This window comes from bacterium, assembly GCA_028820935.1.
GTDB lineage: Bacteria > Actinomycetota > Acidimicrobiia > Spongiisociales > Spongiisociaceae > Spongiisocius.
Genome location: JAPPHZ010000011.1, coordinates 18,973 through 37,445, shown reverse-complemented (window position 1 = coordinate 37,445; position 18,473 = coordinate 18,973). Strand labels below are relative to the sequence as shown.

Below are 18,473 nucleotides of genomic sequence, written 5' to 3'. Positions count from 1 at the left end.
CACCGCAGTCTTGGCTGTTCTCGCTCTCGTGGCAGCAGCCTGTGGAGATGACACCGCTGACGAACCAGCTACGACCGCACCCCCAGCAACGGTGACGGTGACAGAGGTTGTGGTGGACGAGGCCGCCCTGGCAGAGGCCCAGGCCATGATGGACGACGCCGAGGCCATGATGGCCGAGGCGGAAGCCGCTGCGGAGGAAGCCGCGTCCATGGCCCAAGAGGCCGAGGCCATGTCGGATGAGGAGCAGGCCGCAGCTGCCCAGGCACAGGCCGACGCCGAAGCCATGATGGCAGATGCCCAGGCTGCGCTGGACGAGGCCGAAGCCATGGAGGCAGAGGCCGAGGCGAGGGCCGCCGAGGAGCAGGCCGCTATGGAAGCGGAGGCCGCGCGGCTGCCCGGTGAAGGTGTCAGCCTGACCATGGCCCGAGCCAACTGGTCGACGGGTTACTTCCAGGCCGAGTTGATGCGCCAGATGATGCAGATGCTGGGCTACGAGGTGTCCGATCCCGCCGATCTCGAGTTGGGCCCCAACCTGGCCTACCTGGCAATGGCTCAGGGTGAGGCCGACTTCTGGGTCAACAGTTGGTACCCGGGACACAACAGCTGGCTGGCGGCGGAGTTGCCGGACGGCTCCCTGGTCGGTGAGCACGTGAGGCGGGTCGGTGAGTTGATGCTCGCTGGCGGCTTGCAGGGCTACCTGATCACCAAGTCGTTCGCCGAGGAGTACGGGATAGCCACCCTCGATGATCTGAACAACAACGCCGACGCCATCGCGGCCTATGACGCACAGGACTTCAACCCGGGCAACGGCATCGCCGACATCTACGGATGCCCGGAGAGTTGGACCTGTGACGACATCATCCAGAGCCAGATCGCCTTCTCCGGATGGCAGAACATCGATCAGGTGCTGGCAGGCTACGACGCCATGTTCGCGGAGGCCACGGCCAAGGCTGACGCCGGCGAGCCGATGGTGGCGTACACGTGGACCCCGAGCTCGTACATCACGGCTCTGCGTCCTGGCGACAATGTCGTGTGGGTCGGCGTCGAGAACCCGATCGACAACTCCAATCCGCTCGGCCGTGAAGGCGGAGAGGAATGGGACCAGAGGCCTGGCACCTCTCCCGCGATCGGCGCCGATGCCTGCCCGAGCGCGGCGGACGACGGGGTCTGCGACATTGGTTGGGTAGCAGCCGATGTCATCGCCTCCGCACGCCACGACATGCTGGCCAATCACCCGGCCGCGGCGAAGCTGCTGGAGATCGTAAGGCTCAACGTCGTAGACGTGTCGCTGCAGATCGTCAGACAGGATGCCGGCGAGGATGTCAGTGCCTTGGTCGCAGAGTGGATCGCCAACAATCAGGCTCAGGTTGACGCCTGGATAGCGGAGGCTCTGGCCGCCGGCTAGTCCGATCCCGACCGACAACCGAGCACGAACCTGGAGGGCGCCGGCTACCGGCGCCCTCCACTTTCTCGGCCTAGAGATGAGAGCGAACGTGCCGGCGTCCCGTACTGCGAGAATGGCCATTGGACCGGCTGTGACGAGCCACTGCGCATGAAACCGACGCCAAGACCCACCGCGGACACACCTGAGCCGTCGCGCCGAGGGGCCTCCACCGAGTTGGCCGACGCCGACCTGCGGGCCGATATCCGGCGCCTCGGCCGCCAACTGGGCGACACACTGGTCCGGCAGCACGGCCAGGAACTACTCCACTCTGTCGAACGGGTCCGGACCCTGTCCCGCCGGCTGCGGTCGGCACAGGTCGAGGTGTCCCATGAGCTCGCCGAGCTGCTGCGAGAGGTGGATCTCGAAACGGCCCTCCAGCTGGCTAAAGCCTTCACCGTCTACTTCCATCTCGCCAACGTGACCGAGCAGGTCCATCGGGTCGAGGATCTGAACGCCGAGGGGGACACGCTCGAACGCGGATTCGAGGAGAGCCTCGTCGCGCTGGTCGAGTCGGGGATACCGGCCGCCGAAGCCGTCGCTCTGATCCACCGGACGGTGCTGAAGCCGGTCTTCACCGCCCATCCGACCGAGGCCACCCGCCGCACGGTCCTCGAGAAGCTCAGCGAGATCGCCGACGCCACCGCGACCAGAAGCAACCCGAGAACCTCCGAGGCGGATCGGGCGCGTGTCGACCGCCGGGTGGAGGAACTCATCGAGGCGATCTGGCAGACCGACGAGCTTCGCGACCAGCAGCCGAACCCGATCGACGAAGCCCGCTTCGTCCGCCACTACCTCGAACAGACCGTCCGCGAGGCCATACCGGGCCTGCTGGACAACATCGCCGCTGCGGTGCATCTGATCGGCGGCGAGCTGAGCACCGATGCCAGCCCGATCCGGTTCGGTTCATGGGTGGGCGGCGACCGGGACGGAAACCCCAACGTCACACCGGAGATGACGCTCACGGTCGTGGAACAGCAGCGGCAGACCGCCCTCGAGATTCTCATCTCCGAGGTAGCGGGTCTGGCCGGCGAACTGAGCGCGAACACCCGCATCACGGAGATATCGGACGGGCTGGCATCTTTCGTCGACCGGAGCCGGGAGTCCTATCGCGATGCGCTGGAATCCACCAAGGACCGCGAGCCCTACCGCCAGGGCCTGGCGATCGTCCACCAGCGCCTCGTGGAGGCACGCGACGGCGGACCGCGCGCCTACCGCTCTCCGCGTGAACTCCTCAACGACCTCGCCGTGCTCGAGTCCTCCCTGCGGGAGAATCGAGGGACCCTCCAGGCCCGCGGCCGGCTGGCGCGAACCCGGCTGCTGGCGGCCACGATCGGTTTCCATCTGGCCGCGCTCGATATCCGCCAGCACACCGATCACCACCACCGGGCAATCGCATCGCTCACCTCCTACCTCGGTACCGGCTACGGCGACCTGGATCGGCAAGGCAGGACCGGGTTCCTGGCCCGCGAGCTTTCCGGTACCCGGCCGGTGGCGCCGCCGGGTACCGGCGCCGGGGATGACGAGACCCTGGATCTCTTCGGCCTGCTGAGGGATCTGCTAGACGAGCACGGCGATCAGGTCATCGACTCCTACATCATCTCGATGGCCCGGGGAGTGGACGACGTGCTGGCCCCGATGATGCTGGCCCGCGAAGTGGGTCTGGTCGATCCGGCACGGGGCGTGGCGCGCCTCGGCTTCGTCCCGCTGTTCGAGACCATCGACGACCTGCGGCTGATCGGTCCCACCCTGGAGGAGTTGCTGGAGGTGCCCGCCTACCGGCGGCTCCTGGATCTGCGCGGCGGGATCCAGGAAGTCATGGTCGGATATTCCGACTCGAACAAGGACGGAGGGATCACCACCTCGCAATGGGAGATCCACAAGGCCTTGTTGGCCATCCGCGACCTCTCCCGCCGCTCCGGGATACGGATCGACGTCTTCCACGGACGCGGCGGGTCCGTCGGCCGGGGAGGCGGCCCCACCCATGCCGCCATCCTCAGCCAGCCGTACGGAGCGCTGGACGGCGTCATCAAGCTCACCGAGCAGGGCGAGGTGATCGCCGACAAGTACGGTCTGGCCGAACTCGCCCACCGGAACCTCGAACTGGCACTCTCGGCCCTGGTGGAGGCGTCCTTGGCCCACCGTGCCCCTCACCACGCCGTCGAGGACGTACGGCGATGGCACGAGATCATGAGCCTCGTGTCCTCCGCCGCGTACGAGACCTACCGGCGGTTCATCGACGACCCGGGCATGGTCAAGTACTTCACCACCTCGACGCCGGTGGAGGAGCTCGGCCTGCTCAACATCGGATCCCGCCCCGCGAAGCGACACCAGACGGCCGGGGTCACCCACCTCCGGGCCATTCCGTGGGTGTTCGGCTGGACCCAGTCACGCCAGATCGTCCCCGGTTGGTATGGGGTGGGAAGCGGGTTCGCGGCGGCCGCCGAGGCGGGGCTGGGGACCGATCTGGCCCGGATGTACCGGGAGTGGCCCTTCTTCCGCACTTTCATCTCCAATGTCGAGATGACCGTGGCCAAGACCGATCTCTCGATCGCCCGCCACTACGTGGACAACCTGGTACCGGTCGAGCGCCGGCCCATGCTCCAGATGATCGCCGCTGAATACGCTCTGACCGTTACCTCACTCCGGCGGGTGACCGGGGCCGACCTGCTGGCCGATCGCCCGCTGCTGCGGCGGACCCTGGCGGTGCGTGACCCCTACCTGGACCCGCTGAACGTGCTGCAGGTGGAACTACTGAAACGATCCCGTTCAGGCGACCCCGAGAGATACCGGCGCGGACTACTCCTGACCATCAACGGCATCGCGGCGGGCATGCGCAACACGGGTTGACGACACCCGGTCGCCTGTCGCCGCCGTGCCGGAGACGGATAGGGGCACCGGGTCCGTCGGGTGTTCGCGCAGACCGCATGAGGCCCGACGAGCGCGGCTGGAAGCGGAAACGTCGCTAGGGTGGGGAAGGGATGTTCTCGGACATCCTCATCCGGCCATCCGGGGGACCTAGGGTCACGGATCTGCCAGCAATTTCTTCCGTGAACGGCGGATAAGGAGGAGAGACCTGATGCTCGGACCGCTCGCCCGCTTCTCGACGCGCCGGCCGCTGGTCACCATCGGTATATGGGTTGGGTTGGTGCTGGTTTCGCTCGGGCTGATCGACCGGCTGCTGGACAGCGCCACCACTACCGAGTTCCGGCTGTCCTCGCGCTACGAATCGGAGCAGGCCGCCGCGCTCCTCGAGGACAGGTTGCGAGGCCCCAGGCAGCTGGCAGAGTTGGTTGTGGTCGAGTCGCCATCCATGACCGTGGACGACCCGGCCTTCCGAACGAAGGTGGAGTCGCTTGCCGCCGAGATCACAGGGCTGGGACCCGACGTGGTGGCCCTGCAGGATCACTTCTACGTCTCCAACAATCCGGTGCTGGTTTCCCGTGACCGCCAGACCACCATCATGGCCTTCGCAATGACCGGTAGCGCCCAGGACGCCACCGTGGACGTCGGTGACGTCATCCACATCGTCGAAGAAGCCAACGGGGTGGGTGGCTTCCGGGTGTTGATCGGGGGCGACGCCAGCGTTGCCTTCGAGACCAACGAACTGGCCATTCACGACCTGGAGAGGGGCGAGCGGTTCGGGGTCCCGGTAGCGCTCGTCATCCTGCTGGTCCTCCTCGGCGCGGTGGTGGCCATGTTGCTCCCGCTGGGTCTGGCCGTGGTGGCCATCGTCCTCGCCCTGGCAGCCGTTGCCGTCATCGGCCAGCAGTTCCAGCTGGTCTTCTTCGTCACGCTGATGGTGGTGATGATCGGTCTGGCGGTCGGCATCGACTACTCGCTCCTGGTCGTCTCACGCTTCAAGGAGGAGATGGCGCGCGGGCTGCCGGCGCGTGACGCGGTAGGACGTGCCACCGCGACAGCGGGTCGGACGGTGATCTTCAGCGGCGCCACCGTGGTGCTGGCCCTGGTCGGTCTCCTGATCACCCCGGCCTCCTTCTACCAATCCCTGGCGCTCGGGGCGATCCTGGTGGTGATCTTCGCCATGCTGGCGACGCTGACCCTGCTCCCGGCCGTGCTGACGTTGCTCGGTCCGAAGGTGGACCTTCTCCGGATTCGATTCCTGGCCAGGTTCTCGCTCAAGAGCCCCGACATGTCCCAAGAGGGCTTCTGGGAGAACGTCACCCGGATGGTGATGCGCCGCCCGGTGATCAGCATCCTCCTCGTCGCCATCCCGATGCTCGCCCTGTCCTACTTCTACCTGGACATGCGGACGGGGCTGAACGATGTCAACACCTTCCCTGATGGCGCGCAGACAAAGGAAGCCTTCCTGCTGCTCGAGGAGAAGTTCGCCGTGGGGAGTGTCACCCCCGCCGGCGTACTCAGCCCGGCCGAGATAGTCGTGGACGGCGACGCCGAAGACCCCGCCGTGACAGCCGCGATCGGGAAGTTGCAGGGGGCGCTCATCGCCGATCCCAGGTTCCCGGTGCCCCCCACCCGGGAGGTGAACGCGGCCGGGGATCTGACGCTCCTGTCCCTTCCCTACCCGGGTCAGCCGAGCAGTCCGGAGGCCGCCGAATTGATGTCGGTCCTCCGCGACGAGATCATCCCGACCGCGTTCGAGGGGGCCCCCGTCCAGGTCTACGTGGGTGGTCTCACCGCAGAGGTGGCCGACTTCTTCGGGATAGTGAGGGTCTACACACCGATCGTCTTCGCCCTGGTGCTCGGCCTCAGCTTCGTCATCCTGATGATGGTCTTCCGGTCCCTGGTCATCCCGCTCAAGGCAATCATCATGAACCTGCTCTCCGTCGGCGCCACATACGGGCTGCTGGTGCTGGTATTCCAGAAGGGAGTCGCGATCGACCTGTTCGGATTCCAGCGGGCCGACGTGATCGACGCCTGGATACCGCTATTCCTGTTCGCCGTCCTGTTCGGGCTGTCCATGGACTACCACGTCTTCCTGCTCAGCCGGATACGCGAACGCTACGACGAGACGGGCGACAACACCGAGGCGGTGGCCTACGGACTCCGTTCGACCGCCGGGATCATCACCGGCGCCGCCCTCATCATGGTGGTCGTGTTCGGCGCCTTCGCCACGGGACGGACCATCATCAACCAACTCATGGGCTTCGGTTTGGCGGTGGCCGTGCTACTGGACGCCACGCTGGTCCGCTCCGTCCTGGTACCGGCCAGCATGGAAGTGCTGGGCAAGCGCAACTGGTACATGCCGCCCTGGCTGAACTGGCTGCCCGACCTGCGTGTCGAGGCAGAGGAGGAGCATCCGGCAAATGGCCCCGGGGAGGATCGCAACCGGTGAGAATTCCGACCGACTACGCGGCCGGCTATGCCGAGGCCCGCCTCGTCGATGCGGAGATGGCGCGCAACTACATCGTCCATACCCGGGTCGGGGACCCCGAGGCCGATGCCTTCATCGAGAGAATCCACGAAATGCCCACCGAGCAGGCCCTACCGCTGGTCACCGCGGGTATGGACCGGGATGAGGAGGCCCTACGCCGGGCGCCCTCGTTCGTGCGGGAGTTCTTCGACCCGATGGAGACGCCTCCAGACTGGGTGAACCAAGCCGACTTCCTGCCCGGCGTCCGCATGTTCCACAGGAACTCGCCGGTCGTGCTCGCATCGATGCTCGCCGGCACCCTGGTCGAAGGGTTCTCGACCAACATCGCCAAGTCGTTCTTCATAACCGGACGCCTTCGGGACCAGGGTGTACGTCGCCTGAAGCAGAACAACCGGCACATGGTCGAGATCTTCATGCCCGGCGGTATGGAGCGGCAAGGGGACGGTTGGAAGCTGTCGGTGCGGATCCGCATCCTGCATGCCCAGATCAGGAGCCTGCTGGCGAACTCCGATGATTGGGACGAGGAGGCCTGGGGTCTGCCGGTCAGCGCCGCCCACCTCGGCTTCGCCATCGTGGCCTTCTCGGCCCGATTGCTCAAGCACATGAAGAACCTCGGCGCTACCTATACCGATGAGGAACGAGCCGGATTCATGGCCGTATGGCGGTATACAGGCCACCTGATGGGTATCCCCGATCCGATCCTGTACACCGACGAGGAAGAGGCATTGAAGGTCTTCGAGATCGGGCGCCTATGCGAGCCGGAGCCCGACTTCGAATCGATAGCGATGGCGAACGCGTTGATCAACTCGGGCCCGCTGCTCGTGGATATGACCGATCCGAAGGTCCGGCAGAACTTCGCCAACTACGTGTTCCGCGTTTCCCGGGCCCTGATCGGTAGGACGCTCTCCGACCAGCTGAACTATCCGGCCACCCCTCTGGTCGGGGTGCTCCCCTGGTTCCGCATGCAGCGGCGCTACCAGCGTTTCACAGCCCGGTACGTGAAGCCGCTGGCCAAGCAGAACAACAACTTCACCGCCTTTACGTCCCTACTCCAGGTCTCCGTCTTCGACGAGGCCGGGATCAGCTACAGGTTGCCCGACCATGTGTACGCCGAGGAGTCCAGCCGCTGGTAGGGCCGGCTGACCCGACGGGAACGACTCCAGCTTGGCTAGCGCGTCGGTAGCCGTGACCTGGCGGTCGTAGTCGAGCGGTCCCTTACCGTTCGAGGGGGCAGAGAACCCGATCCGGACCGTCGACACCAACGCATTCAGCAAGGCCCTCAGCCCGCGCGGCAGAGGGAAGTACTCATCCTCCTCGGTAACCCGGAAAAGGCTCCACCCTTCGGCAGGATCGAGGCGCTCGAGCACCTCCCGGACCAGGTGGTCGGGAGCCGATGCGCCCGCCGTCAGCCCGACCACTTCCGCAGCGTCCAACCATTCGGTTCGGATCGCATCCGCGGAGTCGATCCGGTAGGCGGCGGCGCCGCGCATACGGGCGGTCCGGACCAGGGCATTGGTGTTCGACGAGTTGTCGGAACCAACCACCAGGATCAGATCACACTCGGAACTCATCTCGAGTACCGCATCCTGGCGGTTGGTGGTGGCGTAGCAGAGATCGCTCTTGCGAGAGGTCTCCAGGTTCTCGTAGCGCCCCGAGGCCTCGGACCTGATCGCCTCCCACTCGTGCATCCCGAGGGTGGTCTGGGCGAACAGCGCCACCTTGCCGGGATCCCTTGGCCTGAAGCCCACCAGCCCCGTCTCCGGTTCGACCAGGGTGATGTTCGAAGGCGCCCGGGCCATCGTGCCCACCGCCTCATCGTGCCCTTCGTGGCCCACGAAGATGATGTCGAACCCCTTCGCCGCCCGCCGCTTGACCTCATGATGAACTTTCGCCACCAGCGGGCAGACTGCGTCGATGACGATCCCGGCCCGGTCTTCCCCGTCCCGCACCACCTCGGGGGCCGAGCCATGGGCCGACAGCATGACGGGAGCGCCTTGCGGCACCTGGTCGATCGAGTCGACGAACACCACCCCGGCTCGTTCGAAACACTCCACGACGAACCGGTTATGGACGATCTCGTGGTAGCAGTAGACCGGGGCGTCGAATATCTGGACCATCCAGACGAGCGCCTTGACGGCCATGTACACCCCGGCGCAATATCCGTTCGGCTCGGCGAGATACACGCGTCTGGGACGGTGGGTGGTCGGTAGGGCGGTCACCGGCATGTCGGAATTGTACCCCGGCTAGTTTCTAGTCGATAGTTGCTAGTCACTAGTTGATTAGTTTCTAGGCCGATAGTTACTAATAGATTTTAGATCTTATCACCCTTAGCGATGGATTCGATCGTTCCAATGTTGGTAGGCGCTTGGGTTTCCATAGTGCTGAGTCGAAGAGGCTCGTGATACAGCAGGTTAGGGGGAACCACTGCGGCCTGACTGACATCCAACCAACAAACCACAACTAACAACTAATGACTAGCGGAGGCGAAGGCGGCCGCTCCGGGGCCGGCGTAGGACACGGATACCCGGTCGCCGGGTGCGAAGTCGGGTGCGGCGATCACCCGGGCCACCAGTTTCGTCCCGTTGAGAGCCACTTGGTAGGTGGTGTCGTGCCCGTAGAACTCGACCGCGGAGACCACGCCCTGGTCCCCCCGGCCCACCGCCAGGTACTCGGGACGTACGACGACCTGGCACGGTCCTCTCACCGGGTCGGCCAGGGGAATCTGTCCGACCGCGGTGGAAACGTGCCCGTTGGTCGCCAGCCCGCCCAGCACGTTGGCCTCGCCGACGAAGGTGGCCACCCAGGCGGAGACGGGGCTCTGGTACACGTCGGCCGGCCGGCCGACCTGTTCGATCCGACCCTCGCGCATCACGGCCACCCGGTCCCCCACCACGAACGACTCCTCCTGGTCGTGGGTGACGAAGATCGAAGTCATCCTCACCTCGCGCATCAGCGCCGCCACATCGGCCCGGATCCTGGTGCGCAGGCCGGTATCGAGGTTCGAGAACGGCTCGTCGAAGAGCAGCACCCGGGGACGGGGCGCCAGAGCCCTGGCCACAGCCACCCGCTGCGCCTGCCCTCCCGACAACTCGTCGGGGTAGCGGTCCGCCAGATGCGACAGGCCGACCAGATCCAGCGTCTCGGAGACCCGGCTCCGGTCTCCCCCCTTGCCCAGGCCGAACGCCACGTTCCTGGCCACCGTCATGTGGGGAAACAGTGCCCAGTCCTGGAAGACCATCCCGATACGCCTCTGCTCCGGAGGGACGAACCGGGCCGTACCCGTAAGGGTCCTGCCCTCTAGCGTGATGTCGCCCCGATCGGGAACCTCCAGACCGGCCAGGATGCGCAGCAGCGTGGTCTTGCCGCATCCGCTGGGACCGAGCAGCGCCAGCGACTCGCCCTGTTCGACCGCCAGGTCGACACCGGCCAGCGCGGACGTGCCATTGAAACGCTTGGCGACATCGTTTGCCTGTAGATATGACATACGGGCTCCTGAAGGGGCCGTGCTACGAAGGGTTGAGCATCCGGCTAACGGCTACCTTATCCGTGATGTTAGGGCAACCTGACTAATCATACATCGGCCCGGCGTTATCCCTCCAATCGGAATGGGAAAAACCCGATCAGAAGTCGCGATCGACCACGAAAGCGGCCAGGTCCTCCAGTTCTCCGGCTACCTGCGGGTCTATGTCCGCCCCCCTGAGGGCATCAGCCGCCCGCTGCATGCAGTCGCGGGCCGCGGAGACGGTCGCCTCCCGCCCGCCCGCCTCCTCGACCAGGGCGGCAGCCGCCTCGATCCGGTCGTCATCCAGCCGCTCCCGGGCGTACAGATCGGCCAGCCTGCTGCCGGCCGGGGAACCCGAGGCCAGCGCCACCGCCACCGGGATCGACTTCTTGCGCTCCCTGAGGTCGTTACCGGCCGGCTTGCCGGTCACCGAGGGATCTCCCCAGATACCCAGCAGGTCGTCGATGGCCTGGAACCCCCGACCCAACTCCAGCCCGAAGCTCCGGAGCCGGCGGACCGTCTGTTCCGGCGCGCCGGCCAGGATGGCCCCCACCGCCGAGGCATGAGCCAGCAGGGCGCCCGTCTTGAGAGAGACCATCTCCCAGCACAGGTCGACATCCACCGCCTCCGAGCGGTAGAACGACATGTCCATGTGCTGGCCGGCGATCATTGACGCAGTGGCTCCCGACAGGTCGGCGGCCGCGGCGACCCGCGGCGGCGTGGGCCGGTCCAGCAGCAACTCGAGAGCGAGCAGCATCATGGCATCGCCGGCGATGATGGCATCGCCGGCGCCGAAGGCCTTCCATACCGTGGCCCGGTGCCGGCGTTCGGGATCGTTGTCGATGATGTCGTCGTGGACGAGCGAGAAGTTGTGAACGATCTCCACCGCGAGCGCCCCCGGAAGGGCGACTTCGGCCGCCGCACCCACGGCTTCTGCCGACATGAGCGCAAGCGTGGGCCGGATGCCCTTGCCGTGGCGCGGGTTCGGCACCGGAGCCCCAGCCGAGTCGATCCACCCGAAGTGGTAGCGGACCATGACAGCGAGGCTCGAGGACAGCCGTCCCACCGCCTCGATCAGGGCGGGTTCGACCATGACCCGGGTCCGCTCCAGCAAGTCCGGTGTGGTGCGCCTCACGTCCTGACCCCCTCAGCGGCCGGTGGAACCGTCTCCGGTATCGGGTCCCCATTCCGAATGGCAAACCTCGCCGCCCGGCGTCCGGCCTCGACGCCGCTGCGCACCGCCCCCTCCATCGTGGCCGGCCATCCCGTGCCGGACCAGGCGCCGGCCAGGAAGACCCCGGGTACCTCGCACTCGGTGCCGGATCGGAACGGATGGGTGCCGGGCCCTCCGCGGAAGGTCGCCCTCGGTTCCCTGGTGACCATCGACTCGGTCACGACCGCCCCGGCCGCGGCCGGCAGCAGGCGCTCCATCTCCGCCACGAAGTGCTCCACCAGATCCGGCGCCCTCGCACCGAGATGGGAATCCGCCGCCGACAGGGAGATAGCCAGGCATTGGCGGCCGTCGTCCAGACCGGCTGCTCCGGTCCGGTCGAACACGTACTGGATGTCGCTCCCGACCGCGGCGAACATCGGGAGGTCGGTGATGGGACGGTCATAGACCAGATGCACGTTCACGATCGGCGAGACCCCCAGCCGGTCCAGACGGTCCTGGAAGGGTACGGCACCCGATGGAAGCATCGAACCGACCACGTCGTGCGGGACGGCCACCACCACCGAATCGGCTTCGATGCTCCCGTCGCTGACCGTGACCTCCAGGCGTTCCCCGGAACCGGATCGAACCGATGACACCGCCGCCCGGGTCACCACGTGGGCCCCCCGAGCCTCCAGGGCGCGCCGGCCGGCGTCACCGTGGAGCACCGAGAGCGGTACCGACGCCCAGCCGATGTCTGCGGACGCGGCGTCGGTCAGGAGCCCGGTGACGAACACCTTGGCGGCCAGCTTGAGGGATGCGTCCCGAGCATGGACGTTCACCGTCGGTAGCACGACCAGGTCCCAGAATCTCTCCACGGCCTCAGCCGGCTGACCGCGGGCGGCCAACCAGTCACCGAAAGACATCCTGTCAAGAGTCGGATCCTCCGGGTCGAGTTTTCGCAGGACTCTTCCGGCCGCCAGGACCTTCAACCTGGCCCTGAGGCTGATATGAGGGTAAGCCAGGAGCGACGGCGCCAGATGAAGGGGGGCAGGTCCGAAGGTACGCCGGATCCTTCCCGCCTTACCCCCGGGTCGTAGCACGGGAATGTTCAGCCTCTTCTGGATGATCACGTTGCCGATCGAGCCGATCTTCTCCAGAAAGGCCAGGTAAGCGGTACAGCAACGGAGGAAGACGTGCTGGCCGTTGTCGTACGAGATCCCCTTCCGCTCGAAGGACCAGGTCGCGCCGCCCAGGCGGGGACGTCGTTCCAGCAGGGTCACCGATGCTCCCCGGTCAGCGGCTTCCAGACCGGCCGCAAGGCCGGCCAGGCCGCCACCCACGACCACCACTCGGGGGCGGTTGCTCACGGCTGCAGACCGGAGATGCTACGAACCGCCACCAGGCCCTTCTCCCAGGCCGGGAGGCTGACGCGCTCGGTGAGGGGAAGGGTGGGCTGGGCGCGCATCCGCCGCAGGAGCCGCCGGTAGATCCCCGCCATGGCGGCCGTGCAGGACCGGCTGCGATGGTCTAGATGCGCCAGCAGCACCAGGCCGCTGTCGAACCAGACCGAGGCCTGACCCGCCACGTATTCGACCATGGCGCCGACCCGCTCCGGCGGGGTCCACCGACCAGGCGCTATGCCGAAGCGATCCCGTTCCTGCTCTGGAAGGTATATGCGACCCATCCGCAGATCCTCCGCGATATCCCGCAGCATGTTGGTCAGCTGGAAGGCCACGCCCAGATCATCAGCCATCCGGGAAGCCTCGCTCTCCCCCACCGGCTCCCGCCGCCGGCCGCCTCGGACTCCGAACACGCCGAGCGAGAGGCGGCCCACCGACCCCGCCACCAGCCGGCAGTAACGGATCGTGTCCTCCATCGTGGCGTACTCCGCGCCCCGCACGTCCATCTCGCAACCTTCGACGATCTCGTGCAGTGCCCCGACCGGGATCGGGTAACGGGCCGCGGCGTCGGCCAGGGCCACCAGCACGGGATCGTCGCGGTCCTCCACGTCTCCGGCGCGAAGGCTCTCTATCGCCCCATGGAGCTTTTCCAGCTCCTCGAGCTTGCGGTCGCGGGGCCAGGTTCCGTCTCCGACGTCGTCGATGCGCCTCGCCATGGCATAGAGCGCGGCCATGGCCCGGCGCTTGGGAGGGGGAAGCAGCCGGATGCCGTAGGCGAAGTTGCGGGCCGCCTCCCAGGTAATCCGCTCGCACGTCTCGTATGCGCGCTCGGGGGTCACGGACTTGCTTTCGCGCGGTCCCCCTGGCGTCGCCGACCCAGGTAGACGCGGATGAAGCGGCGGAGGATGCCCGCTCGGCCGGCGCGCCGGGTGCCGCCCAACACCTCGAAGCCGGCCTTCTCGATGGCGTCCAGGCCGGCCAGCCCCCCTGCCACGAAGCCCGATATCGCCAGGCGGGCGTACCCGGTCAGGGACCGGACCAGTGGAAAGCCCTCCTCGACCAGCTCACGGGCGAATCCCGACTCGTAGGCGACCAGTTCCCGGAGGGCGGTCCCGGCTTCGGGGGCCGAGAGGTCCTCGACCGAGCACCCGAACCGCGCCATGTCCTCGGCGGGCAGGTAGACGCGTCCGGCCCTCGCATCCTCGGCCACGTCCTGGAGGTGCTCCAGTACCTGGAGGCCGCTGCACACCGCGTCCGATGCGGCGAGGCGTTCCGGGGTGGTCGCCTCGAAGACCGCCAGCACCATGTGGCCGACCGGGTTGGCGGACAGGGCGCAGTAGTCGAGCAGTTCTTGGCGGGTCTCGTAGCGGGTCTTGTGCTGGTCCAGCCGGTTGGCCGCCAGCAACCGATCGAAGGGCCGGCGCGGCACGCCGAAGCCGTCGACCATGGGCGCCAGCCGGCGAAACACGGGATGGCGGGGTGAGCCAGAGAAAAGAGCGTCCAGTTCCGAATCGACCCAGTCAAGGGCGGCGGATCGGTCTCCCGGGAACTCGTCCCCCAGATCATCCACGAGCCGGGCGTAACCGTAGATGGCCTCCAGGTGCCGGCGTGTTTCTCTCGGGAGCAGGCGAAGCGCAACCGGGAAGTTCTCCGCGCCCGCCTTGGCCATCACCGCATCGAGTTCCACGTGCTTCCCGGTTACCACGGGACCGGCCTGGTACGAGCGCGGTCCGTCCGCTCCCGTCAGCGAAACCCGGTCGGTCGCCCTCTCGGCAGACACCGTACCTCCCACCCCGGGAACACGACCACGGTCGGTCGATCCCGGCTATCAGAAACGATCCGCCCCGAGAATAGTTAACAAGCCCCATACGGGGACTGACCTACTGGAACAACCCGGAGCCTTCTCCCGAACGGCCACGAGTCTCCCTAGTCGGTCTGCCCCAAGGAGTGGTCAGTGTCAGGAGTTGCTAACATTTGCTAGCAACTAGCAACTAGCAACTAGCAACTAGCAACTAGCAACTAGCAACTAGCAACTACCAAGCCAGGTACTTCAGCTCCAGGAACTCCTCCATGCCGTGGTGGCTGCCCTCGCGGCCCACGCCTGACTCCTTCACGCCACCGAATGGCGCCGCCTCGTCCGAGATGATGCCCCGGTTGAGCGCCACCATTCCCGACTCGATCGCCTCGCCGACCCGGAAGGCCCGGTTCATGTCTCCGGTGTACACGTAGGAGATCAGGCCGTGGATGGTGTTGTTGGCGGCCTCGATGACCTCCTCCTCTGAGTCGAAGGACACCACCGGGGCAACCGGCCCGAAGATCTCATGACCGAGGATCGCTGCGTCGGGAGCGACCTCCGACAGAACGGTGGGCTGGTAGAAGTAACCGGGACCATCCGGCGCCGCTCCGCCGGTACAGACCGTGGCCTGGTCGTCGACCGCGCCCGAGACCAGGCGGTCGATCTTCTCGACCGCGGCAGTGTTGATCATCGGGCCGACCTCGTTGGACCTGTCGATGCCCGGGCCCACCCGGAGACCCGCCATCGCCTCGGTCAAGCGGTCGGTGAACTGTCGCGCCACGCCCGACTGCACGTAGAAGCGGTTGGCGGCCACGCAGGTCTCGCCGGCGACGCGCATCTTGGCCACCACGGCGCCCTGGACGGCGGCCTCGATGTCGGCATCGTCGAAGACGACGAACGGGGCATTACCACCCAGCTCCATGCTGGTCCGGAGGATGCGGCGCCCGGCCTTCTCCATCAGGATCCGACCGACCTCGGTGGAGCCCGTGAAGGACAGCTTCCTCACCCGCGGGTCGTCGAGCATGACGTCAACCACTCCGGAGGAACCCCGCGCCATCACCACGTTGACGGTCCCGGGAGGGGCGCCAGCTTCCGCCAGGATGTCCGCCACAGCCAGAGCCGAGAGCGGGGTGTCGGAGGCAGGCTTGAGGATGGTGGTGCATCCGGCCGCCAGGGCGGGCGCGATCTTGCGGGTCGCCATGGCCGACGGGAAGTTCCACGGGGTGACCATGAGGGAGACCCCGACCGGCTCGGGTAGCACGACGATCCGTTTGTCGCCTCGCGGAGCGGTGCGTATCTCGCCCATGATCCGGACCGCCTCCTCCGAGAACCACCGGAAGAACTCGGCGCCGTATCGAACCTCCCCGATGGCGTCGGCATAGGACTTGCCGTTCTCGAGGATGATCAGCTCGGCCAGCTGTTCCTCCCGCTCGAGCATCAGGTCGTAGGCCCGCCGAAGGATGTCCGATCGCCGTCGCGGAGCGGTGGCCGCCCATCCGGGTGCTGCTTCGGAGGCTGCGTCCACCGCCAGGCGGGCCTGTCCGATTCCCGCGGTGGAGACGGCCGCCAGTACCTGTTCGGTAGCTGGATCGATGACGTCGAGCTCTCCATCCCCCGCCGTCCAGTCGCCCCCGATCCGGAGCTGGGTCTTCGGACCCTGGAAAAGCTCGGTTACCACCGTCATCGCGTTCCTCCCAAAGGTGTTCGGCCTATCTTCTACAGGCCGATATAGCCGGCCAGGTCGGATGCCACCGCTCCGGCATGCCCCTCCAGGTCGCGTTCGACTCCGGACGGGTCATCGGATCCGGTAACCGGGCGGGTGGAATCCACGTACATCTTAAGCTTGGGCTCGGTGCCACTCGGCCGGACGAGCACCCGGGTTCGATCCTGGAGCCGTAGCTCCACCAGGGACGCTGCTCCGAGCCACCGAGGCCTCCGTTCGGCGCCCTCCCGGTAATCGGTCATTCCCACCACCGCCACTCCTCCCAAGGCATCCGGGGGGTGTTCCGCCAACCGTCGCATGGCGCCGCTGATCTCGCTCGCTCCGGCCGCTCCCGACCTCCTGATGCTGTGCTGGACCGAGACCCACAGCCCGAACCGGCGATACAGTGCCTCCAGCCGGTCGAGCACCGTCTCGCCCCGGCTCCGGCACTCGGATGCCAGATCGGCCATGAACAGGGCGGCCGACAGGCCGTCCTTGTCGCACACCAAACCCCCCACCGCATGGCCCAGTGCCTCCTCGAATCCAAAGGCCAGGACACCCCGGCCCTCGGACTCGATGTCGAGCGCCGCGTTCATGATCCACTTGAAGCCGGTCAGGGTGGTCTCGAAGCGGGCCCCTCGAGCGGCCGCCACCAGTCCGGCCATGGGCGAGCTGACGATGGTGCTGACAACGAGTGGTTGCCTGCCGCGCGGCTCCCCACCGGCCGGCCGGTGCGAGAGAATGAAGTCGGTCAGCAGCACGCCCACCTGGTTGCCGGTGAGGCCGACCCATCCATCGGCGCCGGGCACCGCCACCCCCAACCGGTCGGCGTCAGGATCGTTGGCCAGCACCAGGTCGGCGCCGACCTTCCCCGCCAGCGCCAGTGCCAGGTCCATGGCGCCCGGTTCCTCGGGATTGGGGAACGGCAGGGTCGGGAAGCGCCCGTCCGGTTCGGCCTGCTCCTCAACAGGGTGAACATCGAGGTAACCGGCTCCGGCCAGCAGCTCGCGCAGGTACCGCCAACCCACCCCATGCATCGGCGTGTAGACGATCCGCAGGCCGGGATCGACCGTCGCGGTCGACCGCAGCCGGGCCAGCTCGTTCCGGTACCCGTCCCAGACATCGGGAGAGACGCGACCCGTCCCCTCCCTGCCTTCCTGGAGCGGTGCATCCATGCGGGGAACATCGACCGCCGAACCCACCCGGTCGATGGCTGCGGAGATGCCGGCGTCGACCGGAGGGATGATCTGGGCACCGTTGGCGTCATAGACCTTGTAGCCGTTATCGCGGGGCGGGTTGTGGCTGGCGGTGATCATCACGCCGGCGCAGGCGCCCAGGGCCCGGACCGCATAGGCCACCAGCGGAGTCGGAACCTCCTCCTCCCAGAACCTGACCGCCAGACCGGCGGCGCTCAGCACCCCGACCACATCGCGCATGAAGTCCGAACTGGACGGCCGGGCATCGCGGCCAACCACTACCGGAGCGGCCGGGGCTCCCCCGTGGCGGGCCAACAGGAAGTCGGCCAGCCCACGGGTGGCCCGTATGACCGTGGCGCGGTTCATCCGGTTGGAACCGGCTTCCACGATCCCGCGCAGGCCGGCTGTGCCGAAGGCGAGCGTCCCGTCCATCCGATCGGCCAACTCGGCCCGGTCTCCGGAGTCGAGCAGTGCGCTCAACTCGGCTCTGGTGTGGGGATCGGGATCGCCCAGGATCCACGCCCTGGCCCGCTCCACCACGTCGCTCATAGAGCCGACACTAGCTAGTCCGTGGTTGCTAGTTGCTAGTTGCTAGTTGGATCTAACCGATGAACATCAGCCACTGACTAATAGCCACCGTGCCAGCCGTTGCTCGTCCCCGTCTCCGAAGTGGCAGCGGACGGCGTCGGTGACCATCGCCTTGAGATCGGCCCAGTCTTCACCCTGCGTGAAGATGCTGTGGCCCAGAGCTCGCGCATCGAAGCCGCCCTCCGGCGCCTCCGTCACCTCGAATATGATCCCCATCGCCGCTTCCACAGGTTCCTCCACGCTTGCGAGTCGCAGTTCTCCGTGCAACAGCACCCTTGACTCCGAACAGCTGCAGCCTCGCGCAGGTCAAGCTTACCGGTCACCACGCCGGGTACTCCCC

General features: G+C 66.8%; 13 protein-coding genes. 4 read left to right on the top strand and 9 right to left on the bottom strand.

Going from position 1 to position 18,473, the window contains the following annotated elements; genetic code table 11:
- Positions 1-97: 97 nt before the first annotated feature.
- From OXM57_02315 to OXM57_02300, 4 genes are all read left to right on the top strand, one after another.
- Positions 98-1,405 carry a hypothetical protein gene (locus tag OXM57_02315; GenBank protein MDE0351517.1) on the top strand — a complete coding sequence of 436 codons (1,308 nt, stop codon included), beginning with the start codon at positions 98-100 and terminating at the stop codon, positions 1,403-1,405.
- A 147-nt stretch (positions 1,406-1,552) separates the two neighbouring features.
- A complete protein-coding gene (gene ppc / locus OXM57_02310; protein ID MDE0351516.1) occupies positions 1,553-4,291 on the top strand; it encodes a phosphoenolpyruvate carboxylase in 2,739 nt (912 codons plus the stop codon).
- A 229-nt stretch (positions 4,292-4,520) separates the two neighbouring features.
- Positions 4,521-6,758, top strand: coding sequence for an MMPL family transporter (locus OXM57_02305; GenBank protein MDE0351515.1), 2,238 nt, complete (start codon positions 4,521-4,523; stop codon positions 6,756-6,758).
- Positions 6,755-7,930, top strand: a complete 1,176-nt coding sequence (locus OXM57_02300; GenBank protein MDE0351514.1) for an oxygenase MpaB family protein — start codon at positions 6,755-6,757, stop codon at positions 7,928-7,930. Before OXM57_02305 ends, OXM57_02300 begins: the two co-directional genes overlap by 4 nt.
- Here the strand turns inward: OXM57_02300 and ispH are convergent.
- The 9 genes from ispH to OXM57_02255 form a co-directional block, all read right to left on the bottom strand.
- On the bottom strand, positions 7,844-9,022 hold the full coding sequence (ispH, locus tag OXM57_02295) for a 4-hydroxy-3-methylbut-2-enyl diphosphate reductase (protein ID MDE0351513.1): 1,179 nt from the start codon (positions 9,020-9,022) through the stop codon (positions 7,844-7,846). The two genes, OXM57_02300 and ispH, sit on opposite strands and share 87 nt — an antisense overlap.
- Positions 9,023-9,264: 242 nt before the next feature.
- A complete protein-coding gene (locus OXM57_02290; protein ID MDE0351512.1) occupies positions 9,265-10,281 on the bottom strand; it encodes an ABC transporter ATP-binding protein in 1,017 nt (338 codons plus the stop codon).
- 136 nt (positions 10,282-10,417) lie between these two features.
- The gene (locus OXM57_02285; protein MDE0351511.1) at positions 10,418-11,434 is read right to left on the bottom strand and encodes a polyprenyl synthetase family protein; all 1,017 of its coding nucleotides are present in this window, start codon (positions 11,432-11,434) and stop codon (positions 10,418-10,420) included.
- Entirely contained in the window at positions 11,431-12,819 is a 1,389-nt protein-coding gene (hpnE, locus tag OXM57_02280) for a hydroxysqualene dehydroxylase HpnE (protein ID MDE0351510.1), read from the bottom strand. Before hpnE ends, OXM57_02285 begins: the two co-directional genes overlap by 4 nt.
- Positions 12,816-13,691 (bottom strand): squalene/phytoene synthase family protein, encoded by an 876-nt coding sequence (locus tag OXM57_02275; GenBank protein ID MDE0351509.1) that lies wholly within the window; start codon positions 13,689-13,691, stop codon positions 12,816-12,818. Before OXM57_02275 ends, hpnE begins: the two co-directional genes overlap by 4 nt.
- The gene (gene hpnC / locus OXM57_02270) at positions 13,688-14,632 is read right to left on the bottom strand and encodes a squalene synthase HpnC (protein ID MDE0351508.1); all 945 of its coding nucleotides are present in this window, start codon (positions 14,630-14,632) and stop codon (positions 13,688-13,690) included. The genes OXM57_02275 and hpnC overlap by 4 nt, the downstream gene beginning before the upstream one ends.
- 253 nt (positions 14,633-14,885) lie before the next feature.
- Positions 14,886-16,331, bottom strand: coding sequence for an NAD-dependent succinate-semialdehyde dehydrogenase (locus tag OXM57_02265; GenBank protein MDE0351507.1), 1,446 nt, complete (start codon positions 16,329-16,331; stop codon positions 14,886-14,888).
- 32 nt (positions 16,332-16,363) lie between these two features.
- The gene (locus OXM57_02260; protein ID MDE0351506.1) at positions 16,364-18,094 is read right to left on the bottom strand and encodes a phospho-sugar mutase; all 1,731 of its coding nucleotides are present in this window, start codon (positions 18,092-18,094) and stop codon (positions 16,364-16,366) included.
- Positions 18,095-18,160: 66 nt separating this feature from the next.
- The gene (locus tag OXM57_02255) at positions 18,161-18,349 is read right to left on the bottom strand and encodes a 2-oxoisovalerate dehydrogenase (protein MDE0351505.1); all 189 of its coding nucleotides are present in this window, start codon (positions 18,347-18,349) and stop codon (positions 18,161-18,163) included.
- Between the last annotated feature and the right edge of the window lie 124 nt (positions 18,350-18,473).

What these genes read in the sequence shown, in the direction of transcription:
- ppc (MDE0351516.1), top strand. Translation starts at nt 1,553, where the DNA reads ATGAAACCGACGCCAAGACCCACCGCGGACACACCTGAGCCGTCGCGC.
- OXM57_02305 (MDE0351515.1), top strand. Translation starts at nt 4,521, where the DNA reads ATGCTCGGACCGCTCGCCCGCTTCTCGACGCGCCGGCCGCTGGTCACC.
- ispH (MDE0351513.1), bottom strand. Translation starts at nt 9,022, where the DNA reads ATGCCGGTGACCGCCCTACCGACCACCCACCGTCCCAGACGCGTGTAT.
- OXM57_02290 (MDE0351512.1), bottom strand. Translation starts at nt 10,281, where the DNA reads ATGTCATATCTACAGGCAAACGATGTCGCCAAGCGTTTCAATGGCACG.
- OXM57_02265 (MDE0351507.1), bottom strand. Translation starts at nt 16,331, where the DNA reads ATGACGGTGGTAACCGAGCTTTTCCAGGGTCCGAAGACCCAGCTCCGG.
- OXM57_02260 (MDE0351506.1), bottom strand. Translation starts at nt 18,094, where the DNA reads ATGAGCGACGTGGTGGAGCGGGCCAGGGCGTGGATCCTGGGCGATCCC.
- OXM57_02255 (MDE0351505.1), bottom strand. Translation starts at nt 18,349, where the DNA reads ATGGGGATCATATTCGAGGTGACGGAGGCGCCGGAGGGCGGCTTCGAT.